At 60.3% G+C, this 15741-nt stretch carries 15 protein-coding genes; 5 read left to right on the forward strand and 10 right to left on the reverse strand.

From position 1 onward, the window contains the following. Positions 1 to 23: 23 nt before the first annotated feature. Positions 24 to 416: a rhodanese-like domain-containing protein gene (locus RHSP_RS21945; protein WP_004123227.1), complete on the reverse strand. Its 393-nt coding sequence runs from the start codon at positions 414 to 416 to the stop codon at positions 24 to 26. A 64-nt stretch (positions 417 to 480) separates the two neighbouring features. Between RHSP_RS21945 and ftrA the strand changes: the two genes are divergently transcribed. Next, positions 481 to 1524, forward strand: a complete 1044-nt coding sequence (gene ftrA / locus RHSP_RS21950; RefSeq protein WP_051074122.1) for a transcriptional regulator FtrA — start codon at positions 481 to 483, stop codon at positions 1522 to 1524. Positions 1525 to 1583: 59 nt separating this feature from the next. On the opposite strand, the gene RHSP_RS21955 is transcribed toward ftrA, so the two are convergent. The 4 genes from RHSP_RS21955 to RHSP_RS21970 form a co-directional block, all read right to left on the reverse strand. Continuing rightward, complete coding sequence (locus tag RHSP_RS21955) at positions 1584 to 3212, reverse strand: CTP synthase (protein WP_037153743.1); 1629 nt, start codon at positions 3210 to 3212, stop codon at positions 1584 to 1586. A gap of 142 nt (positions 3213 to 3354) precedes the next feature. Continuing rightward, positions 3355 to 3873 carry a preprotein translocase subunit SecG gene (gene secG / locus RHSP_RS21960; RefSeq protein WP_037153747.1) on the reverse strand — a complete coding sequence of 173 codons (519 nt, stop codon included), beginning with the start codon at positions 3871 to 3873 and terminating at the stop codon, positions 3355 to 3357. 114 nt (positions 3874 to 3987) lie between these two features. Further along, positions 3988 to 4758 carry a triose-phosphate isomerase gene (tpiA, locus tag RHSP_RS21965; RefSeq protein WP_037153750.1) on the reverse strand — a complete coding sequence of 257 codons (771 nt, stop codon included), beginning with the start codon at positions 4756 to 4758 and terminating at the stop codon, positions 3988 to 3990. Positions 4759 to 4895: 137 nt separating this feature from the next. After that, positions 4896 to 5792, reverse strand: coding sequence for an alpha/beta hydrolase family protein (locus RHSP_RS21970; RefSeq protein ID WP_037153754.1), 897 nt, complete (start codon positions 5790 to 5792; stop codon positions 4896 to 4898). Positions 5793 to 5998: 206 nt separating this feature from the next. Between RHSP_RS21970 and parE the strand changes: the two genes are divergently transcribed. The 3 genes from parE to RHSP_RS21985 all read left to right on the forward strand — a co-directional run bounded on the left by parE (position 5999) and on the right by RHSP_RS21985 (position 10658). Next, on the forward strand, positions 5999 to 8056 hold the full coding sequence (gene parE / locus RHSP_RS21975; protein WP_004123242.1) for a DNA topoisomerase IV subunit B: 2058 nt from the start codon (positions 5999 to 6001) through the stop codon (positions 8054 to 8056). A gap of 153 nt (positions 8057 to 8209) precedes the next feature. Continuing rightward, the gene (locus RHSP_RS21980; protein WP_037153757.1) at positions 8210 to 9340 is read left to right on the forward strand and encodes an esterase-like activity of phytase family protein; all 1131 of its coding nucleotides are present in this window, start codon (positions 8210 to 8212) and stop codon (positions 9338 to 9340) included. A 139-nt stretch (positions 9341 to 9479) separates the two neighbouring features. Then, positions 9480 to 10658 (forward strand): AI-2E family transporter, encoded by a 1179-nt coding sequence (locus RHSP_RS21985; protein ID WP_037153760.1) that lies wholly within the window; start codon positions 9480 to 9482, stop codon positions 10656 to 10658. Between the two features lie 8 nt (positions 10659 to 10666). Here the strand turns inward: RHSP_RS21985 and RHSP_RS21990 are convergent, their stop codons facing one another. From RHSP_RS21990 to RHSP_RS22005, 4 genes are all read right to left on the reverse strand, one after another. Beyond that, on the reverse strand, positions 10667 to 11131 hold the full coding sequence (locus RHSP_RS21990; protein ID WP_004123251.1) for a GNAT family N-acetyltransferase: 465 nt from the start codon (positions 11129 to 11131) through the stop codon (positions 10667 to 10669). 33 nt (positions 11132 to 11164) lie between these two features. Then, on the reverse strand, positions 11165 to 12316 hold the full coding sequence (locus tag RHSP_RS21995) for a DUF2336 domain-containing protein (RefSeq protein ID WP_037153763.1): 1152 nt from the start codon (positions 12314 to 12316) through the stop codon (positions 11165 to 11167). Between the two features lie 106 nt (positions 12317 to 12422). Beyond that, the gene (locus RHSP_RS22000) at positions 12423 to 13028 is read right to left on the reverse strand and encodes a flavin reductase family protein (protein WP_004123258.1); all 606 of its coding nucleotides are present in this window, start codon (positions 13026 to 13028) and stop codon (positions 12423 to 12425) included. Then, positions 13028 to 13615, reverse strand: coding sequence for a nitroreductase family protein (locus RHSP_RS22005; RefSeq protein WP_004123261.1), 588 nt, complete (start codon positions 13613 to 13615; stop codon positions 13028 to 13030). The genes RHSP_RS22000 and RHSP_RS22005 overlap by 1 nt, the downstream gene beginning before the upstream one ends. Positions 13616 to 13724: 109 nt before the next feature. On the opposite strand from RHSP_RS22005, the gene RHSP_RS22010 reads away from it, so the two are divergent. Further along, complete coding sequence (locus RHSP_RS22010) at positions 13725 to 14846, forward strand: hypothetical protein (protein ID WP_037153766.1); 1122 nt, start codon at positions 13725 to 13727, stop codon at positions 14844 to 14846. 51 nt (positions 14847 to 14897) lie between these two features. Here RHSP_RS22010 and RHSP_RS22015 read toward each other — a convergent pair whose 3' ends face one another. Next, positions 14898 to 15737, reverse strand: a complete 840-nt coding sequence (locus tag RHSP_RS22015; protein WP_037153791.1) for a lysophospholipid acyltransferase family protein — start codon at positions 15735 to 15737, stop codon at positions 14898 to 14900. Positions 15738 to 15741 lie beyond the last annotated feature (4 nt).

Raw genomic sequence — 15741 nt, forward strand, 5'->3', positions numbered from 1 at the left:
GTGTGCCGGGTCCGCCTTGTACTCTAGCCAATTTCGAAGGGATGACCCTCATCGGCCCAGCCGATCATGCCGCCGATCATCACCTTCACGCGCTTGCCGAGCGTGCCGAGGCGCCAGGCGGCCTTGTCGGTGCCGTTGCAATGCGGTCCGGCGCAATAAACGACGAACAAGGTATCCTCGGGCCACTCCGCCATCTTCCGGGCAGTCATCTTGCCATGCGGCAGGTTGATCGCGCCGGGAATGTGCTGTTCCTGGAACATGGCCGGACCGCGAACATCGAGCAGAACGAAATCGGCATTGCCTGATGTCATGGCCTGGCGCACGTCGGAACAATCGGTCTCAAAGGCAAGCCTGCGGGCATAATGCTCGGCGATGAGGCTTGGGGATGCAGCGGGGACTTCACTGACTAGGGACATGGAACGCTCCTTCTTGGTTCGGTGCATTCATGCCCGAGCGATCCAGTTGTTGAAATTGGCCGAAATGCCATATAGCGTCAAAATCATGCCAAACTCAGAAAACTCCGATCTTCTCGGCCCGCATGTCATCACGCTGGTCTATGACGGGCTCTGCACCTTCGAATTCGGCGTCGCCTACGAAATCTTCGGCCTGCCGCGCCCGGAAATGGGCAACGACTGGTATCGGTTTTCCGCCTGCGCGATCGAGGACGGTCCTTTGCGCGCCGCTGGCGGGTTGACGGTACAGGTCGATCACGGGCTGGAAGTTCTGGCCGATGCCGACCTGATCGTCGTCCCCGGTTGGCACGGCATCGGAGCGCCCGTCCCTGCCCCGCTGATTGCCGAACTGCAAGCCGCCAGCCGGCGCGGCGTTCGCATCATGTCGCTCTGCTCGGGCGTCGCGGTTCTCGCCGCCGCGGGATTGCTGGCCGGCCGCAAGGCGACGACCCATTGGCGCTATGTCGATTCCATCGCAGCGCGCTATCCGGATATTACCGTCGATGCCGATGTTCTCTATGTCGATGAAGACCGCGTGCTGACCGCTGCCGGCAGCGCCGCGGCTATCGACCTCTGCCTCCATGTGGTGCGGCGGGATTTCGGGCCTGATATCGCCAACAGCGTCGCGCGCCGTCTGGTGGTGCCGCCGCATCGCGAAGGCGGCCAGGCGCAATATATCGAGACCCCGGTTCTGCGGCAGCGTGAGGGAGCCCGCCTGGGTCCGTTGCTTGAATGGATGCGCGAGCGCCTGCAGGAGGAGCAGCCGATTGCGACGCTTGCCGCGCGAGCCGGTATGAGCGTGCGGACCTTCCAGCGCCGTTTCGAGGCGACCACAGGTATGGCGCCGGGCGAGTGGCTTTTGAGCGAGCGGCTGCGGCGTGCCCGCGATCTGCTCGAAAAGCAGACTGCCGTTTCGCTGGACGATGTGGCCGTGGCAAGCGGATTTGGATCGCTTGCCACCATGCGTCATCATTTTCGGGAGAGACTTGCGGTCAGCCCGAGCGACTACCGCAAGCGATTTGCCGTTCTTAAGGCGCGTTGCGATCTTTCAGATCCGCTTGCTGCGCCTTAAGCCTTTCATTTGCGCATGTGGTTATCGCAAAACCGCTGCGCAGTTTTGCGCAACATACACTAAACCAGCCGGCTCTGTTCCGTCGCAGCTTCGATGAAGCTGGAGAACAGCGGATGCGGTTCCAGAGGGCGGGACTTCAGTTCCGGGTGATACTGGACGCCGATGAACCACGGATGATCCGCATATTCGATCGTCTCCGGCAGCACGCCGTCCGGTGACATGCCGGAGAAGGTCAGGCCGCAATTTTCCAGCTTGTCCTTGTAATCGACATTGACCTCGTAGCGGTGACGATGGCGCTCCGAAATATCGGTGGAATCGTAGATCTCCGAAATCTTCGTGCCCTTCTTCAACGCCGCCTTGTAGGCGCCGAGACGCATCGTGCCGCCGAGATCGCCGGAAGAGGTACGCTTCTGCAGTTCATTGCCCTTCAGCCATTCGGTCATCAGGCCGACCACCGGCTCCTTAGTGGGACCGAATTCGGTCGAAGAGGCGTTCTCGACGCCGGCCAGATTACGGGCCGCTTCGATGACGGCCATCTGCATACCGAAGCAGATGCCGAAATACGGCACCTTGCGCTCGCGTGCAAAACGGGCCGCCAGAATCTTGCCTTCCGAACCGCGCTCGCCGAAACCGCCGGGCACGAGAATGCCGTGAACCTTCTCGAGATAGGGCGCCGGATCTTCCTTTTCGAAGACCTCGGACTCGATCCACTCGAGATTGACCTTGACGCGGTTGGCAATGCCACCGTGATGCAGCGCTTCGATCAGCGACTTATAGGCATCCTTCAGTCCGGTATACTTGCCGACGATCGCGATCGTGACCTCGCCTTCAGGCGTGCGGATGCGGTTGCAGACCTCTTCCCACTGGTCGAGGCGCGGCTTCGGAGCAGGCTCGATGCCGAAAGCGGCCAGAACTTCGTTGTCCAGGCCTTCCTTGTGGTAAGCCATCGGCACGTCGTAGATATTGGCAACGTCGAGCGCCTGGATGACGGCAGATTCCCGCACGTTGCAGAACAGCGAAAGCTTGCGGCGCTCTGCTTCCGGAATCTCGCGATCCGCACGCACGAGCAGAATGTCGGGGTGAATGCCGAGAGCCTGCAGTTCCTTGACGGAGTGCTGCGTCGGCTTGGTCTTCAGCTCGCCGGCTGCCGGGATGTAAGGCATCAGCGTCAGGTGGACATAGATGGCCGTACCGCGCGGCAGGTCGTTGCCGAGCTGGCGGATCGCTTCCATGAAGGGCATGGCTTCGATGTCGCCGACGGTGCCGCCGATCTCGCAGATGACGAAATCATAGTCGTCATTGCCTTCGGTCACGAAATCCTTGATCTCGTTGGTGACGTGCGGAATGACCTGGACGGTGGCGCCGAGATAGTCGCCGCGGCGTTCCTTGTCGATGATGTTCTTGTAGATGCGACCGGTGGTGATGTTGTCGGTCTTGGTGGCCGAGCGACCGGTGAAGCGCTCATAGTGGCCAAGATCGAGGTCGGTTTCCGCACCGTCGTCGGTGACGAAGACCTCGCCGTGCTGGGTCGGGCTCATGGTGCCCGGATCCACGTTCAGATAGGGGTCGAGTTTGCGCAGGCGGACTCGATAACCACGAGCCTGCAACAACGCTCCGAGAGCCGCGGCCGCAATTCCTTTTCCGAGGGAAGAAACCACGCCGCCTGTGATGAATACATATCGCGCCATGGGAGTCACCGGATACCTTTTCACAAATGATTCCGCTAGCCCTAAAATTCGTTTCCGGAACTTTGGACGCACAAGACGGAATATAGACAAAACAAAACCGGCAGATCCGAGGACCTGCCGGGGATGATCTTTACGACCAGGCTTACTTGCCGGTCGGAACGTCGCCGCCGCTTTGTGCGGGTGCGGGCGTCGTTGCTGCCGGCGCGGTCTGCTGACCGGTTGCGGCCGGTGCCGTAACGGCAGGCTGAGTCGTCGTTGCTGCAGGCGGCGTCGCCTGCGACTGCGGAGCGACGGCACCACCGTTCGGAACGCCGCTATTGTCGGCCGGCTTTGCCGGGGTCGTTGCCGGAGCAGAACCCTTCTGGCCACCGAGCGAATCAAGGATGCCGTTGCCCTGGCCAGACGTGCTCGGGATACGGTTGAGAATATCGGTCGGGCGAGCTTCGAAGCGCGACAGCACGTTCATGCCGAGCGCGAGTACAAAAAACAGCGCGGCCAGAATGGCCGTGGTGCGCGTCAGCGCATTGGCCGTACCGCGCGCAGACATGAAGCCCGAGCCGCCGCCGATGCCGAGGCCGCCACCTTCGGAGCGCTGAATCAGCACCACACCGATAAGGGCGACGACAACCATGAGATAGATGACAAGCAGTACGGTTTGCATAGGTCCAGTCCTGCCCGCTGGCGGGCATCAAAAACAAAAGCTCGCGGCTCTTTACATGAGGCTCTCGCCTATTCCAAGTCCTTTTAAGACTGGAACTCCGGGCAAGTTGTTGCTTCAGGCGAACTGCCGTTCGAATGCGGCATAAATGGCAAGGAAGTCGGCGGCTTTCAAGCTCTGGCCTCCGACAAGCACGCCGTTGACGTGGGGAACCTCCAGAAGATCGCGCGCATTGGCGCCGCTGACCGATCCGCCATAGAGGATTCGCATGTTTGCGCCTTCCTTGCCGAAGCGCTGGATGAGCTCGGCGCGGATGAAGGCATGCGCCTCCTCGACGTTTTCCTGGGTCGGGACCACGCCGGTGCCGATCGCCCAGACCGGTTCATAAGCAACCACGGTGGTCTGCGCCGACGAGCCGTCTGGAATGGAGCCGATCAGCTCCCGCTTCAGTACGTCGAGCGTCTGGCCGCTGTTGCGCTCATAGGCAGTCTCGCCGATGCAGATGATGGCGATGAGCCCCGCATCATGCGCAGCCTGTGCCTTGGCACGCACCAGCATGTCGCTTTCCGCATGGTTCCTGCGGCGCTCGGAATGGCCGACTATGACATGGGTGCCGAAACAATCGGCGATCATTTCAGCCGAGATATCGCCGGTATGGGCGCCGCTGACCTGCTGATGACAATCCTGGGCGCCGATGGCGAGCGGACTGTCGTCGCAAAGCGCGGTCGCGACATAGAGCAATGTCGCCGGGGGGCAGAGCAGCGTATCGATTTTTTCCGATAGCGGCGCCTTGACGCCATCCGCGATCGCCTTGATCTGATCCAGGCTCGCACGCGTGCCGTTCATCTTCCAGTTTCCAGCCAAGAGCGGCCGTACGGTCTTCGTCATTCCGAGTGTCTCCCCCTTATTCCATTAGTCGGACTAACAAAAAGGAGGAGGAAAAGAAAGTTATCGAACGGGGGCGGAACCAGTTAAAATCGTTTGAAAAAATGCTTATCCGGAAAATAATCCGGTGCCGGAGCATTTTAGGATGCTTGCGGATCGACGATCCAGTTGAGCACCTTGCGCCAATCGGTCATGCGCACCGGCGTTCCGTGGTTTCCGGTTTCGAAAAGCGTGAAGCGCGTCGGATAGTGTTCCTTATAGAGCTTTTCGAACAAGGCCTGCTGACCCGCCGCGGCATAGACCGGGTCTTTGCTGCCATGCGTGAACCAGAGCGGCAGTTTTGCCTTGTAGAAGACACTCTTCGTGAAATCCGGATCGGTCACCCCGCTCAGGATCGCCATGCCCTTCAGCCGCTTGACGCTCTCGGCATCGCGGGTGATGCCCCAGCAGACGAAGCTGCCCATGGAGGCGCAGGTGAGGATGACGGGCTTGCCGCCCGACTGCTCATAGGAATAGCGGATCAGCGCGGCGACATCGGCAACCCCATTGCCGTCGAAACCCTTGACGCTCGGCGCATAATAAGTGCCGCCGTTTCTGTAGGCGAGGTTCTTCAGCCGGTTGAAATTGCCGCCGAACGTATAGTCGTTGGAGCCGAGGCGGCGGTCGCCGCCACGACCGTGGATGAAGATGACGGTGAAGGCCTGCTTCGATGCCGGACCTATGCGGGTGACATCCATTTTGCGGTCGCCGAGCTGCAGGGTTTCATCTTCCTGCGACTTCCAGCGCACGCCCGTGTCGACATAGGCCGGCTTGGCGCGCTTTTCCGGAATCTGGTCGCGGCCGTTGATATCCCGCATCTCCTGATAATCGATCGTCTGGAACGCACCGTTGTCGTGACTTTCGATAATGGTCTGATTGGAAAACAGCTCGTCCTTGAAAGGCTTCAGCATCTCGGCGGAAGCGCCTTGGGCGGTCGCCAGAAGCAAAATGCCCGAGATTGCGGACAGGATGGGCAAATGAGCTGTGGACATTCGCATGCGGATACTTCCTCCGATCGGCCATCGGGCTTGCCATTCGTCACCCGGCAACGCAAATCTCTTTCATGAATCTGCCCCGTGATGGGGCGCCATCGCTCTTGTGTGCCGTTTCTGGCAGAATCACGGTGATTCGCGAATACCGGCGACAAATGCGATAATAAAGGGGTCTGGCCCCACCAGAACAAATCTGAGCAGCTTGAAATTCTATGGACAACAGCAACGATCTCTTCTCCGGACTACCTCGCCCGCCGAAGCCGGAGGCAGCGGAAAAGCCCGATGTGAAGGTTGAAAAGCCCGCACCGGCGCCGCGCGCAGCACCGGCGACATCTTCCGCGGAAGAATATGGCGCAAGCTCGATCCGCGTTCTGGAAGGGCTCGAGCCTGTCCGCATGCGCCCCGGCATGTATATCGGCGGCACGGACGAAAAGGCGCTGCACCACCTCTTCGCCGAAGTCATCGACAACGCCATGGACGAAGCCGTGGCCGGCCATGCCAATTTCATCGAGGTCTATCTCGATCGGCAGGGATATCTGACCGTTACGGATAACGGCCGCGGCATTCCTGTGGAAAACCATCCGCAGGTGCCCGGCAAGTCGACGCTCGAAGTCATCATGACCAAGCTGCACGCCGGCGGCAAATTCGACGGCAAGGCCTACGAGACGTCGGGCGGTCTGCACGGCGTCGGCGTCTCCGTCGTCAACGCGCTGTCGGACGATCTGGAAGTCGAAGTCGCGCGCAACCGCAAGCTCTATCGCCAGCGCTTTTCGCGCGGCCTGCCGGTCGGGGGCCTGGAAGAGCTGGGCGATGTGCATAACCGCCGCGGCACGCGCGTGCGCTTCCATCCCGATCCGCAGATCTTCGGCGACCACGCCCGTTTCGAGCCGGCCCGCGTCTTCCGCATGGCCCGCTCCAAGGCCTATCTGTTCGGCGGCGTCGAGATCCGCTGGAGCTGCGATCCCAAGCTGGCGCCCGAAGGTGCCGATGTTCCCGAAAAGGCGGTGTTTCACTTCCCCGGCGGCCTGAAGGATTACCTCAAGGCGACGATGGGCAACGAGTTCACCGTCACGCGCGAGATCTTTGCCGGCAAGTCGGAGAAGGAAAGCGGCCACGGCTCGCTCGAATGGGCGATTACCTGGTATGGCGGCGACCCGCAGATCCACTCCTATTGCAATACCATCCCGACGCCTGAAGGCGGCACGCACGAGGCCGGATTCCGCATCGCGCTCACCAAGGGCCTGAAGAACTACGCCGACCTCACCCAGAACAAGCGCGCCGCCAATATCACGACCGACGACGTGATGATTTCGGGCGTCGGCATGTTGTCGATCTTTATTCGCGAGCCGGAATTCGTCGGCCAGACCAAGGACAAGCTGGCGACGGTCGAAGCCCAGCGCCTCGTCGAGAACACGTTGCGCGATCCCTTCGATCACTATCTTACCGACAATCCGGCCGAAGCCGAAAAGCTGCTGGAATGGGTGATCGAGCGTTCCGACGAGCGCATGCGCCGCCGCAAGGAAAAGGAAGTCAACCGTAAGACCGCCGTGCGCAAGCTGCGCCTGCCCGGCAAGCTGGCGGATTGCTCGCAGAGTGCTGCCGAAGGCGCCGAACTCTTCCTCGTCGAGGGCGATTCGGCAGGTGGCTCGGCCAAGCAGGCGCGAAACCGCACCAATCAGGCAATCCTGCCGCTGCGCGGCAAGATCCTCAACGTCGCCAGCGCCGGCCGCGAAAAACTCTCCGCCAACCAGCAGATCACCGACCTCGTCCAGGCACTCGGCTGCGGCACGCGCACGAAATACCGCGAGGAAGATCTCCGTTATCAGCGCATCGTCGTCATGACCGATGCCGACGTCGACGGCGCCCATATCGCCTCGCTGCTCATCACCTTCTTCTATCAGGAGATGCCGGAGCTGATCCGCCAGGGTCATCTCTTCCTGGCAGTGCCGCCGCTCTACAAGATCACGCAGGGCTCGAAATCCATCTATGCCCGCGATGACGCCCACCGGCAGGAGCTGATGCAGACCGAGTTCAAGGGCAAAGGCAAGGTCGAGATCAGCCGCTTCAAAGGTCTTGGCGAAATGCTGCCGGGCCAGCTCAAGGAAACGACGATGGATCCGGCCAAGCGCACTCTGCTGCGTGTCGAGATCGACGAAGTGGATTTCGAGGGCACGCGCGATGCCGTCGACAATCTAATGGGCACCAAGGCAGACGCTCGCTTCCGTTTCATTCAGGAACGGGCAGCCTTCGCCGACGATCTGGATATCTGACGGCGGACCAACCGTCGATTGCTGCGACCGGCGGAATTCGCGATATTTTACCGGATTATCCGATATCCGTTACGAAGGCGTCATGGATGAATGTGTAGATGGCGGCATTGCTCTCGATGCCGCCATTTCACTATCCGGGTTGACGATTTCGCCATGTTGAAACCATTTCTGACGACTGCCGCTGTTCTCCTTTTTGGCCATGCCGCCCAAGCGATGGATATCGGAACGACGATCGACGTTCCCTGCCCGTTTGGCGATTGCAAGGCGGGCATCAGCCTTTCCTATCTGGGTAGCTACGATATTCCCACGGGCTTCACGGAGAACGGAGTGGAAGTCGGCGGTCTCTCCGGTATCGAATTTGATCCGTCCAACGGCCGTTATGTTTCCATCAGCGACGATCGTTCCGAAAAAGCCCCGGCCCGCTTCTACAATCTCGACATCGATGTTGGCGCCAGCGGCCTGAAGGGCGTTACGATTCTCGATCATGTCACGTTGAAGGACAAGGACGGCCAGCCTTTTGCGATCAAGAAAGTCGATGGCGAATCCATCCGTCTCGGCAGGGACGGCATCTATTGGACCAGCGAAGGCGACGGCAAGGCATTGTTGCCGCCCTTCGTGCGGATCGCCAGTCGCGACGGCGGTTTCATGCGCGAGTTCGCGCTGCCGGCGGGGTTTGCTCCCACCGCCGACAAGAGCACAGGTATTCGCGACAATCTCGCCTTTGAAGGCCTGGCATTTCTCCCCGGCGGCGATCTGATCGTCGGCACGGAATCCGCGCTCTATCAGGATGGGCCTACCACGACGCTGACCGGCGGCTCGCTTGCCCGCCTCATCCGCTATGACGTGGCGACCGGCGAGCAGAAGGCGCAATATGTCTACCCGATTTCGCCCATCCCGCAGGCGCCGTCGACGGCGACCGGATGGAACGATTTCGGCCTGTCCGAGATCATGGCGCTTGATGATCGCCGTCTGCTGTCGATCGAACGCGGTTACGCCCAGGGGGTCGGCAGTTCGATTGTCATCAGCATGTTCGATCTTGATGGCGCCACAGATGTTTCCAACATCCCTTCCCTGGCCAAGACAGATCAACGGATCGTGCCGGTGCGCAAGACGCAGGTCATGGATCTGCGGGCTCTCGGTCTTGAACCGGATAACATCGAAGGCATTACTTTCGGCAAGGCAAAGGACGGCACCGATGTATTGATCCTGGTCGCCGACAACAACTTCAATCCGACGCAAAAGACTCAATTCTTCGCATTCAAGGTAATCCGTCGACCTGCCTGAGACCTTGTTCTTATTTGTCAAGCAGTCGTGTTATTGTCACGGCGGCGGAATAGAGAAGCTTTCGGGGCGATGCCCTTGAAAGAGCCTAGATCATACCCCATAAACGGGTGGTCTAGTAATGTGGGGCGAAGTAAGTCTGGTGGGTGTTTTTGAACGTCAAAAGCTGAAGGAGCATCGTTGGCTCGGGCCGAGCGCGCATGCGCGCATGCCGCTTATTCCATCCATCTCTGCCGCCCGCTGGCTCCTCATTTTGATTGCCGTCGCCGGCATCTACTTCTTCTATGGCTTTCTCGTTCCGGTTTTGGCCGCCGCGGTCATCGGTTTCGCCACCTGGCCGCTTTTTAGCGATCTCGTCCGCCGCACCGGCGGAAACACGACGCTTGCGGCAAGCATAGCCATTGCGTTCATCGTCACCTTCCTTGTGCTGCCGATCGTCCTTTCGGCGCTTTATATGGCCGGCGAAGTGCGGGATTGGTTCGCCTGGGCCGTGCATGTCAATCGTGACGGTGCGCCGCCGCCCCAGTGGATTTTGGCTCTGCCCGTCGTCGGCTCATGGCTTGGCGAACAATGGGTGCAGTATGTCGGTAGCCCCGGCTCTCTTGGCGAGTTGGCCCAGATCGTGAGCGGCGCGCATATCGGCAATATCTACAGGGCGGTGCTTGCGGCCGGCGGCAATGCGTTTCACGTCGTGCTGACCCTGCTGTTCATGCTGATCGCGCTGTTCTTCATCTATCGCGACGGCTCGACATTCGTGCGCCAGGTCGATCTGCTCGGCGAACGCATCCTTCCGAACCGCTGGGAACGCATCTCCCGCGTCGTGCCGGCGACAATCAGTTCGACGGTCATGGGCATGACGCTGATCGCCATCGGCGAAGGCATAGTACTCGGCGTCGCCTATTGGCTGGCCGGTGCCCCCTCGGCGATTACGCTCGGCGTCCTCACGGGCGTCATGGCCCTCGTGCCGGGTGGAGCTCCGCTGTCCATGTCGCTGGTGTCGATCTACCTCATCGCCAGCGGCTCGCTTTGGGAAGGCATTGCCCTTTTCCTCTGGGGCACGATCGAACTATTCATCGTCGACAAAACGCTTCGTCCCAAACTTGTGGGCGGCCCCATCAAGCTGCCGTTCCTGCCGACCTTCTTTGGCCTGGTCGGCGGCGTGAAAACCATGGGTTTCCTCGGCCTCTTCATTGGACCCGTGCTGATGGCAATCATCGTCGCCATCTGGCGCGAATGGATTCGCGAAGCCGAATTGACCGAAGAGCAGCCGGCGCAGGAACCGGAGTTGCAGCTGCAGCTTCAGGATAGCGCCAAGAAATAATCTGCCGCCTATGCCTGTGTCGGCCGTTTTTCCATGAACAGGCTGAGCGGATCCGGCTGATAGCTGCCGAAAGCCGGGATTTCGACGTAACCGAACCTTTTGTAAAGGCTGATGGCTTCAGGCTGATAGATGCCCGTTTCCAGCCGGATCGCTGCAAGCCGCTTTTCGAGCGCCGTCGCTTCGATCGTTTCCATCAGCTTGCGCGCAACGCTGCGCCCCCTGGCAGCGGGGTCGACGAACATGCGCTTGATCTCGGCAGTGCCATCGCCCGCTTCCACCAGGGCACAACATCCGACGATATTGCCCTCGATCCGGGCTACCCAAAAGGTCACGCCCGGCTTTTCCAGCGAAGCCAGATCGAGCATGTGGTTGCTCTGCGGCGGATAGAGCGATGCCGCATAGGCGTCCGACATATCGAGAAGACGGACGACGCCATTCTGGCGGGGAGATTCAACAGTGATACGCAGCGACAAGACACACCTCTGAAACAGGCCTGTCGCTGGATATCACGCGGCAGCAAGGGTCGCCAGTGCGGCGAAGTTCCTGGCCGCGTGCCGCCGTTCGGTGTTCGCGAGCTTCTCCACCATGTCAAGCAATTGCGTGGCAGCGGCAGGCTGCTCTTTCAGGCGGAACTTGCGCATCAGACGGGAGCAGACATTCTCCAGCATGGCCTCGCTGTTGAGGCGTGACGCGTCGCGCCAGACCAGCGTAGCCTCCACGAATACCGTACTGATGTCCCTGGATAGACCGATGCTCTCGTAAAGCGCTCGAATGGCATAGATGCGGCCCCGAGATATGATGGAGCGCACACGCCTTTCGCCGTAGCCGGAAAGATTGGTGATGGCACAGGCAAAGAAATCGACCTTGCCGGAGCAGAGCGCATGCATCAGGAAAGCGGGTGTCAGCCAGCCGCATTGCCGCAAATGTTCCACCAGCTCCGGCAGCTGCTCGTGTGGCGCCGAACCGGCGATGGCGACCGTTGCAGATTCGGTAGCTTCGCGTGTCACCTGCTGCAACCTGCCCGCACCAATCACGCTCTGGATGAGGTCCGATCCCGACAATGCCTCGCTGACCCGGCGCATCAATAGCTGCCGAGTGTCGGAAGACAAGGTATCGCGGGACAGGAGGAGGCCGCGTATGTCTGCACAGTCACCGAGGCGCTCGGCGATGCGCTTCAATGAGGCCTGCGAAAGCAATGCCCCATCATTTTCGAGAAGGCACGATATCTCGGTTTCCCCACCGATCTCGGCGAGCGCTGCACAAACCACGCGCGGCACCTGCCCGCGCGACGCAATCAAGATCCGTGTGACGTCACTGCCATGCAATGCAAGGTCTACGAGATCGGCGTCGGTGAAGACAGGTGAAAGCAGGATGATCTGTCCCGCAATTTCGGGCTGGTCCTCGGCAAGGGACAGAATCACATTGCGCGGGGCCTCGGGCGAACGGGCGACCGCTTCGGCGAGAGAAAGCCGTACGCGTGGCGATGGATCGTCGAGCAGATAGGTCATCGCCATCTCGGCGGCCAGGCGCTCCTCCTTCGGCATATCCGACTGCAGATAGGCACGGCCAAGCGCATTGGCCGCTCTTGCTCGGTTCTCTGCCTTTGCGGTCTCGGCCCAACGGAGGAATGCTTCTATGATCACGTAACGCCCCGATATCGGCGGGGCGATTCCCGCCCCGCGAACTCATACTGCCAACGTTATCGGGCAAAGGTTTACGGGTCGTTTACCGTGTTCGTTAACCCCTGAAAAACAATGGTGATTGTCAGGGAGCTTTGGGCCGCATCATTTCGAAGACATCGCTGCCTTCGCTATAGTCCATATAGCCCATGCGTGCGACCGGCCTCGCAAGCGCCATATCGAGCCTGCCATCATGGATGATCGCCTCGTCGATATGGATACCGACGACCTGGCCGATGACCATGAAGTTCTCGGAAGCCTGGCCATCGAGACCCTTGGGCTGGAAAATATCGGTCACACCGCATTCGAGTACCGCGAAGGCCTCGCCGACATAGGGTGCGTCGATCAGCCTGGCCGGCGCAGCCGTCAACCCGGCCAGCTCGAATTCGTTGACGCCATATGGCGCGGCAATCGATGAATGGTTCATCTTCTCAACGAGATTGCGGCTCACGAAGCTGGCGGTGAATACGCCGGTCTCCTCGACATTGCGCACGCTGTCCTTGCGGCCCGAAGACGAAAACATCACCAGCTTCGGCCGGTCGCTGACCGCATTGAAGAAGGAATAGGGGGACAGGTTCAGCGAACCGTCCCTGCCCTTGCTGCCGATCCAGCCGATCGGCCTCGGCGCGACGATCGCCTTGAACGGATCATGCGCAAGGCCATGAGCATCGGTGTCGGTCGAGTAGAACATCACGCGTCCCCGCCACCGACCCAGGTTACCGTTTCGGCCAGTTCCGGGCGCGGGCGCTCTACGGGCGGGAAGCTCGATGAGCCGACATGGATGAAGCCGGCGACCTTCTCGCCCGGCGCAACGCCGAGCAACGGATAGGCGCGCTCGTCATAGGCAAACCATTCGGTCAGCCAGTTTGATACCCAGCCATAAGCATTCGCGGCGATCAGCAGGTTGAGGCAAAGCGCGCCTGCCGACATCAATTGCTCCCATTCCGGAATCTTGACGTGCGGCGCTGCCTTGCTGACCACGGCGATCACAACTGGCGCGCGCGTGAAGCGCGTACGCTCCACCTGGATCATCTCTTCCGACAGATCGGGCTTTGCCTCCAATGCAAGCTTCAGCAATTCCTCGCCGAGGCGCACGCGCTCCTCGCCGCGGTAGACGATGAAACGCCAGGGGGCGAGCTTGCCGTGATCGGGCACCCGCGAGGCCAATCGGATAATCTCTTCGATCTCGGCCTTATCCGGGCCTGGCTCTGCCATCTGAAATGCAGGAATGGATCGGCGCACCGCGAGATAATCGATGAGCTTGATATCGGTTTTCATGGAGTGATTGCTTTCATTTTACAGATAGAAGGATGTGGGTCTTGAATTTGCCACCGCGTTGGTTTTGAAGTGGCGTGTGTCTTATCGGAAGTCAATCGGTTCGGAACCCATGTCAGGCATTTCATCCGCTCGTCGGTTGAGCGTGGTTTTCGCTATTGTCGGCTGCCTTGGCACGACCGCCTCGGCACAGGAAGCGTTCAAGGAGTTCAAGCAGCTCGACGGCAGCGTGAAGATGCCGAAGCTCAATGCCTTCGCGGCGCCCGATGGCGAAAACTCCGCCTCCCGCAACTTGCGTGACGTTTCGCTCGAAGCCAAGCTGTCTCCCCAAAGCGGTCCGCAGCAGCAGGGCCTGTCCTGGTATGTCTTCAGCCCGATGGCCGGCGCCGACGGCAAACTACCGCTGGTCGCAAGCTCGAAGGGCGGCTCCGCCTCCTTCCATCTCATGCCCGGCGATTATTTCGTCAACGTCTCCTTCGGCCGCGCCGGCGTCACCAAGAAGCTGAGCGTCTCGGCAACCGCCGATCCCCAGAAGCAGACGATGGTCCTCGATGCCGGCGGTATGGTTTTGAATGCCGTATCCGGACCCGATGTCCGCATCCCGCTCGATGAGCTGAGCTTCTCGATCTATTCGAGCGAAGCCAAGGAAGACGGCGAACGCGGTCTCGTCATGGACGATGTCAAGCCGAACACCCTGGTCGGCCTCAGTGCCGGCACCTACCATATCGTTTCCGAATATGGCGACGTCAACGCCGTCATCCGTGCCGATATCCAGGTGGAAGCCGGCAAGGTAACGGAGGCAACCATCCAGCACAGGGCGGCAAAAATCACCTTCAAACTGGTGTCCGACGCCGGCAGTGAGGCGATCGCCGATACTGCCTGGTCGATCCTGACCTCTGCCGGCGATATCGTCGGGGAAAGCGTCAGTGCCTTTCCGACCATGGTGCTTGCGGAAGGCCGCTATACCGCCGTTGCTCGCAACAAGGACAAGATCTATCAGCGCGATTTCACGGTGGCGGCAGGCATGAATACCGATGTGGAAGTGCTGATGAAGCAGCAGCAGCCGTTGGATGTCGACAACCGGCAGCCGGCCCAGCAGCTTCCGCTCCAGATGCCGCAGATGCGGCAAACGCAAAATCCGCAGGCGCAACCGGCGACAACCACTCAGCAGCCGCTTCCGACCTACGAACAGCTGGCACCCACCGGCGGCAGCGAAGGCGACAGCATGGATTGATGCTCCGGTCCGCTTCTCTGCGGCTATGGTTGCCTCATGAGCTCGGGCTTCTCACCCTGCCCTTCGGCGCAGCATTTTCCGTGGTGGCGCCATCGAGAAGACGGCACTATAGAGTTTCGAGAGCAGGTCCTTGCGGTCGTTGCCTTCGCTAAGCGATTCCCAGCTCATCAATGCACCGATATGCGCCGTGATCGTGCTCCCCGAAAGGCGCCGGAACTCGCGGATCAATAGCGATATCCGCAGCGTCATCGAGATGCGGCTCGCCAGATGGAACAGGCGGCCGTTCTGCCCCTCGAAATAGATGGGAATGACGCTCGCGCGCGCCGCCTGGATGAGCTTGGCCGGAAATATCTTCCACGGGAGGTCTTCGGCGCGGCCGAAACCCTTCTTGGCGGTTGCGACGCCGCCGGCGGGAAAGACGATGATGGTCGTGCCTTCCTTGAGGAGGCGAACGGCCTCGTGGCGCGTCTTCATGTTGATCGCCATCGCTTCCTTGGTTTCCTCGAAGGAAACGGGAAGCGAATAATCGTTCATCTCCGGCACCTTCAACAATTCGTTGTTGATCAGCACCTTGAAAGGGCGGCCGAGCTGTTCGGCAAGCGCCAGCACCGCGATCCCATCGCCAATGCCGTAGGGATGATTGGCGACGATGACGATCGGCGCGTCCGGAACTTGCCGTAAGGGCCACTCGCCCTTGGCGAGCAGACGAACATCGATGAGATCGAGCATCTTGCCGAAGACGCGATCGCTCTTGCCGATGATATCCGTGCGCCAGATGTCATAGAGCCTGGCATAACGGTCGCGGCCGGACAGGCCTTCGATGGAGCGGATGAACCAGCGTTTGATGCGCGGATCCCGTTCATTGGCGTAGGATAGTTCTTTGAAATCCAAATGC

The organism is Rhizobium freirei PRF 81 (genome assembly GCF_000359745.1).
GTDB lineage: Bacteria > Pseudomonadota > Alphaproteobacteria > Rhizobiales > Rhizobiaceae > Rhizobium > Rhizobium freirei.